The following is a 6,000-nucleotide window of genomic DNA, read 5'->3' on the forward strand; positions in this document are numbered from 1 at the left end:
GGGCCGGGACCCCCATTGACGAGCGTGGCAGCCGGGCGATTCGACACGGGCCGCTGGTGAAAGTGTCGCGCCCCCTTGTGGCAATCTTGCATCAAGCGCTGTTACATCCCATGTCTTGACTGAGGCCGGAGTTCCGCGTGCCACTGTTGGGCGCGGGCGAGCGGTGCCAACATAGGAGAATGACCGATGAACCTCGAAAAGTTCACGGAACGGTCGCGCGGGTTCCTTCAGGCCGCGCAAACGATTGCGATGCGCGAAAGCCATCAGCGCCTGACGGCGGAACACCTGCTGAAAGCCATCATGGATGACGATCAGGGCATGGCCGCCAACCTGATCCGCCGTGCGGGTGGGGAACCGGCGCGGGTGATGGATGCGGTGGATGCCGCGCTGAAAAAGCTGCCGCAGGTATCGGGCGATGCGCAGCCCTTTACCGATGCGTCTTTGGTCAAGGTGCTGGATGAGGCGGAGAAGCTGGCCAAAAAGGCCGGCGACAGTTTCGTGCCGGTCGAACGCATCCTGATGGCCTTTGCCATGGTGCCGGGTGCGGCCAAGACCTGCCTCGATGCCGGGGCGGTGACGCCGCAAAAGCTGAACGCCGCGATCAATGACATCCGCAAGGGCCGCACCGCCGATACGGCGAGTGCCGAGCAGGGCTATGACGCGCTGAAGAAATACGCGCGCGATCTGACCGAGGCAGCGGCAGAGGGCAAGATCGACCCGATCATCGGGCGGGATGAGGAAATCCGCCGCACCATGCAGGTTCTGTCGCGGCGCACCAAGAACAACCCGGTGCTGATCGGCGAACCTGGAGTCGGGAAAACGGCGATTGCCGAGGGGCTGGCGCTGCGCATCATCGACGGTGATGTGCCCGAATCCCTGCGCAACAAGAAGCTGATGGCGCTGGACATGGGCGCGCTGATTGCGGGTGCCAAATATCGCGGTGAGTTTGAGGAACGTCTGAAAGCCGTGCTGAACGAGGTGACGGCGGCGGAAGGTGAGATCATCCTGTTCATCGACGAGATGCACACGCTGGTGGGTGCGGGCAAATCCGATGGCGCGATGGATGCGGCCAACCTGATCAAACCTGCCCTCGCGCGGGGCGAGTTGCATTGCGTCGGCGCGACCACGCTGGATGAATACCGCAAATATGTGGAGAAAGACGCGGCGCTTGCCCGCCGGTTCCAGCCTGTGATGGTGAACGAACCCACGGTTGAGGATACGATTTCCATCCTGCGCGGGATCAAGGAGAAGTACGAACTTCACCACGGCGTGCGGATTTCCGACAGCGCTTTGGTGGCGGCGGCTACGCTGTCGCACCGCTATATCACCGACCGTTTCCTGCCCGACAAGGCGATCGACCTGATGGACGAAGCCGCCAGCCGGTTGCGGATGGAGGTGGACAGCAAGCCCGAGGAACTGGACCAGCTGGACCGGCAGATCCTGCAGTTGCAGATCGAATCCGAGGCGCTGAAGAAGGAAGACGATGCCGCCAGCCGGGACCGTCTGGAGAAGCTGGAAAAGGAACTGGCGGATCTGAAAGAGCAATCCGACTCGATGACCGCCAAATGGCAGTCCGAGCGGGATTCGCTGGAGGCGGCGCGGGATCTGAAAGAGCATCTGGACCGCGCCCGCGCCGAGCTGGAGCAGGCCAAGCGTGAGGGTGACTTTGCACGCGCTGGCGAGTTGCAATACGCCACCATTCCGGGGCTGGAGAAATCGCTGGCCGAGGCAGAGGCGCGCGAAGGCGATGCGCTGGTGTCGGAAGCCGTGCGGCCCGAGCAGATTGCCGAGGTGGTGGAGCGCTGGACCGGCATTCCGACGACCAAGATGCTGGAAGGTGAGCGTGAAAAGCTGCTGCGGATGGAGGAAGAGCTGGGCAAACGGGTGATCGGCCAGCAGACCGCGCTGACCGCCGTGGCCAATGCCGTGCGCCGTGCGCGGGCGGGGCTGAACGATGAGAACCGGCCACTGGGGTCTTTCCTGTTCCTCGGGCCCACCGGCGTGGGCAAAACCGAGCTGACCAAGGCCGTGGCGGAGTATCTGTTTGACGATGACAGCGCCATGGTCCGCATTGATATGTCGGAGTTCATGGAGAAACACGCGGTCAGCCGATTGATCGGCGCGCCGCCCGGCTATGTCGGCTATGACGAGGGCGGCGTGCTGACCGAAGCGGTGCGCCGCCGCCCCTACCAGGTGGTGCTGTTTGATGAGGTGGAAAAGGCGCATCCGGATGTGTTCAACGTGCTGCTGCAGGTGCTGGATGACGGGGTGCTGACCGACGGGCAGGGCCGGACGGTGGATTTCAAGCAGACGCTGATCATCCTGACCAGCAACCTTGGCGCGCGGGCCCTGTCGGAACTGCCGGACGGGGCGGATCAGGGGCCGGCCCGGGCCGAGGTGATGGAGGCGGTGCGCCAGCACTTCCGGCCGGAGTTCCTGAACCGGCTGGATGAGCAGGTGATCTTTGACCGGCTGAACCGCGCCGATATGGCCGGGATCGTGCTGATCCAGATGAAGCGGCTGGAGAAACGGCTGGCGGGGCGCAAGATCACGCTGGAGCTGGACGATGCTGCCCGGGCCTGGCTGGCCGAGGAAGGCTATGACCCGGTGTTCGGGGCGCGGCCCCTGAAGCGGGTGATCCAGCGGCACCTGCAGGACCCGCTGGCCGAGATGATCCTGTCGGGCGACGTGCTGGATGGGTCCACCGTGGTGGTCGGGGCCGGGCCGGAAGGGCTGATCATCGGCGACCGGGTAAGCGCCAGCCGCCGGGCGCGTCCGGTGGAGGCTGTGGTGCACTAATCGGTTGGAGGGATGGCGGGGTTAACCCCGCCCTACCGCATCGGAAAGGTCTGTTGAAGGGTTCGGGGGGCGCGCCGCATGCACGCCCCCCAAGGCCGATTACATCGGTGGCATCAGGACGGTGTCGATCACGTGGATCACGCCGTTGGACGCTGCGATGTCGGCGGTGGTGATGGTGGCGCCGTTGACCTTGGCGCCGCCGTCGAGCGTGATGGTGACATCGGCGCCGTTGACGGTGGCGGCGGTCATGCCTTCGGTCAGGTCGGTCGACATGACGGCACCCGGAACCACGTGGTAGGTCAGGATCGCGGTTAGCTGTTCCAGATTTTCCGGCAGCAGCAGCGAGTCGACGGTGCCTGCGGGCAGGGCGGCAAACGCCTCATCCGTTGGGGCGAAAACGGTGAACGGGCCTTCGCCTTTCAGCGTATCGACCAGACCGGCGGCGGTCACCGCGGCCACGAGGGTGGTAAAGGTGCCGGCACCGACTGCGGTGTCGACGATATCCATGTCCTGCGCGAAGGCAGGGGCGGAAAAGGCCAGAGCGGTTGTCATAGCAAGAAAGGTTCTGCGGATCATAAGGTCACTCCCGGTTGATCATCGCCTTGATTGGCCTGCCGTATATGGCCCGCAAAGGCCATCGGATCAGGGCGACATTCCGGTGAGCGGGGCTTGCCCGGGGCAAATGCAGCACTAAGCCCCGGGCGGCTGTGGTTTCCAATCAATAACCTGTGACGGTTGTTGATCGGGCGTGACCCTATTCGGCGGCTGTCGCCTCTTTGACGATGCCGGACAGCAGGTCGTTCACCGGGGCCATGCTGCCGCTATAGGCGCGGTGACCGATGGTGATGGTGCCGGGCGCATCCGGGGTTTCGTAGACGAAGATGCCATAGGGACAGTGCTGCACGTTGGTGATGTCAGCCTCCATCACCTCACGGCTGACGGTGGCGGAGCAGAAGGTGTAGATCTCGGCCCCGGTGAAGAGCGAGACATCAGAGCCGACATCGGCGCGCGTCCTCTCCAGCATGGTGCCGACGTGGCTGACGTGATCGATCACCAGCCCCGCGCCGACGATGGCCGATTCCAGCGCGAAGGTGACGTTTTCGAACGAGTCCTCGACCGTATAGGTGACGGGGGCCGTGTCGGCCGCAACCGGCAGGGCAAGAATGGACATGAGTGTGGCGATACGCAGCATGATGAAATCCTCCTGACCGTCAGCTTGGGCCATAAACATCAGAATGTGAATATATCTTTCCCGCCTGCGCGGCCGGAAGCGGTTTGTTGCAGAGCGTTCCCGCTGATGTGAGCAGCTTTGCTTTGATTTTTACGCGCGCCCGGTCATCTTAGCGGGAAGACTGTCGGTCAGGGGAGGTTGGGATGACGCTTGGGTTGAAATGGTCGGACGTGACGCCAAAGCCGCTGTGGATGAACCGCCGGCAGCTGATGGCGGGGGCGGGGGCCATTCTGGCGGCGCCTGCGGTGGCGCAGACCGGGCTGGCGAAGAGCGCGTTTTCCACCGATGCCGCCCCCAACACGCTGTCCGAGATCACCACCTATAACAACTTCTATGAGTTCGGATGGGACAAGGGCGACCCCGCCCGCAACGCCCGCTTGCTGACGACCGACCCCTGGGCGGTCGAGATCGGCGGCATGGTGGACCGGCCCGGCAGCTATGATCTGGCCGATATTCTGCAAGGAGCCCCGCTGGAGGAGCGGATCTATCGCTTCCGCTGTGTCGAGGCGTGGTCGATGGTGATTCCATGGGTCGGCTTCGAGCTGGCGCATCTGCTGAACAAGGCGGGCGTGCAACCCGGCGCGCAATATGTGGCGTTCGAGACGCTGGTGCGCCCGGAAGAGATGCCGGGGCAGAAGACCCGCAGCCTTGACTGGCCCTACCGGGAAGGCTTGCGGCTGGATGAGGCGATGCATCCGTTGACGATTCTGGCGACCGGGCTGTATGGCGAGCCGATGCCGAACCAGAACGGCGCGCCGATCCGTCTGGTGGTGCCGTGGAAATATGGCTTCAAGTCGATCAAGTCGATTGTCAGCATCCGCCTGACCGACACCCGGCCCGAAACCACCTGGAACATGCAGAACGCCCGCGAGTACGGCTTCTATAGCAACGTGAACCCGGAGGTCAGCCATCCACGCTGGTCACAGGCCAGCGAACGGCGGGTCGGCGCGGGCATCTTTGCCGGGCGTGAGGATACGCTGATGTTCAACGGCTATGGCGAACAGGTGGCGAGCCTGTATGCGGGCATGGACCTGAGCAAAGAGTTCTGACCCCACGATGATGGACCGCATCAACAGCCTTGCCCGGCGTCTGCCCACCGGGGTGGTCTGGGTTGCGGCCTTCGTTCCCTTTGTCTGGCTGGTCTGGGCGGCGGCCACCAACCGGCTGGGGGCCGATCCGGTGAAAACGATAGAGCTGCAGCTGGGCCTGTGGGGGCTGCAGTTCCTGATCGCATCGCTATGCATCACGCCGCTGCGCAAGACCGGGCTGAACCTGTTGCGATTCCGGCGGGCGCTGGGGGTGATGGCCTTCTTCTATATAGCGATGCATTTTCTGGCCTGGGTGGTGCTGGATATGGGGCTGCGCTGGGATGAGATCCTGCGCGACCTCTACAAGCGGCCCTACATCATCCTGGGGATGGTGGGGTTGCTGGCGATGATTCCCCTCGCGGTGACCTCGACCAATGCCGCGATCCGCCGACTCGGACCGGCCCGTTGGCGGCGTCTGCACAGGCTGGCCTATGTGGCAGCGGTGGCCGGGACTTCGCATTTCGTGATTCTTGTGAAGGGCTGGCCGCTGGAACCGCTGCTTTATGCGGGTGCCGTGGGGGCAGTTTTGCTGCTGCGCCTGCGTCTGCCCCGCACAGCCCGCGCCTGAGTCTGTGGATAACCCCGGCAGGGGCAAAATGTTCCCGTCACAGGCGCAAGAAAGTTGCCGCAGCGCGGCGTGTCTTGTGGCGAAAATTTCGCCAACCCCCAGATTTTGTGCGATTTTCGGGTTTTGTGAAAAAAATGCGACTGTCTGCATTTTTTCCTCTTGCAGCTTTTGGACGCTGGGCCTAAACACCGCCTTACCGAAGCGGAAGACAAGCGGAAACGCGGAAATGAAGCGACGGAGCGGCGATGGAAGTTCGGCGCAGACATCTGAAGGTACGGTTGCAGGAAGCACCAATTCGTTGGTGGTCCTGAAAT

5 protein-coding genes are annotated in these 6,000 nt (G+C 63.4%); 3 read left to right on the forward strand and 2 right to left on the reverse strand.

Going from position 1 to position 6,000, the window contains the following annotated elements; genetic code table 11:
• The first annotated feature begins 186 nt into the window (after positions 1 to 186).
• The gene (gene clpB / locus Q7J44_RS12515; RefSeq protein ID WP_304880340.1) at positions 187 to 2,799 is read left to right on the forward strand and encodes an ATP-dependent chaperone ClpB; all 2,613 of its coding nucleotides are present in this window, start codon (positions 187 to 189) and stop codon (positions 2,797 to 2,799) included.
• A 99-nt stretch (positions 2,800 to 2,898) separates the two neighbouring features.
• Here the strand turns inward: clpB and Q7J44_RS12520 are convergent, their stop codons facing one another.
• Positions 2,899 to 3,375 carry a fasciclin domain-containing protein gene (locus Q7J44_RS12520; protein ID WP_304880342.1) on the reverse strand — a complete coding sequence of 159 codons (477 nt, stop codon included), beginning with the start codon at positions 3,373 to 3,375 and terminating at the stop codon, positions 2,899 to 2,901.
• A gap of 178 nt (positions 3,376 to 3,553) precedes the next feature.
• Entirely contained in the window at positions 3,554 to 3,991 is a 438-nt protein-coding gene (locus tag Q7J44_RS12525) for a DUF302 domain-containing protein (protein ID WP_304880343.1), read from the reverse strand.
• Positions 3,992 to 4,173: 182 nt separating this feature from the next.
• Between Q7J44_RS12525 and msrP the strand changes: the two genes are divergently transcribed.
• On the forward strand, positions 4,174 to 5,079 hold the full coding sequence (gene msrP, locus Q7J44_RS12530; protein ID WP_304880345.1) for a protein-methionine-sulfoxide reductase catalytic subunit MsrP: 906 nt from the start codon (positions 4,174 to 4,176) through the stop codon (positions 5,077 to 5,079).
• A gap of 7 nt (positions 5,080 to 5,086) precedes the next feature.
• Positions 5,087 to 5,686: a protein-methionine-sulfoxide reductase heme-binding subunit MsrQ gene (gene msrQ / locus Q7J44_RS12535; RefSeq protein WP_304880346.1), complete on the forward strand. Its 600-nt coding sequence runs from the start codon at positions 5,087 to 5,089 to the stop codon at positions 5,684 to 5,686.
• Positions 5,687 to 6,000 lie beyond the last annotated feature (314 nt).

It is taken from the genome of Pseudotabrizicola sp., from assembly GCF_030656345.1.
Lineage (GTDB): Bacteria > Pseudomonadota > Alphaproteobacteria > Rhodobacterales > Rhodobacteraceae > Pseudotabrizicola.

Coding starts and splice junctions, on each gene's coding strand:
- clpB (WP_304880340.1), top strand. CDS start 187: ATGAACCTCGAAAAGTTCACGGAACGGTCGCGCGGGTTCCTTCAGGCC.
- Q7J44_RS12520 (WP_304880342.1), bottom strand. CDS start 3,375: ATGATCCGCAGAACCTTTCTTGCTATGACAACCGCTCTGGCCTTTTCC.
- Q7J44_RS12525 (WP_304880343.1), bottom strand. CDS start 3,991: ATGCTGCGTATCGCCACACTCATGTCCATTCTTGCCCTGCCGGTTGCG.
- msrP (WP_304880345.1), top strand. CDS start 4,174: ATGACGCTTGGGTTGAAATGGTCGGACGTGACGCCAAAGCCGCTGTGG.
- msrQ (WP_304880346.1), top strand. CDS start 5,087: ATGATGGACCGCATCAACAGCCTTGCCCGGCGTCTGCCCACCGGGGTG.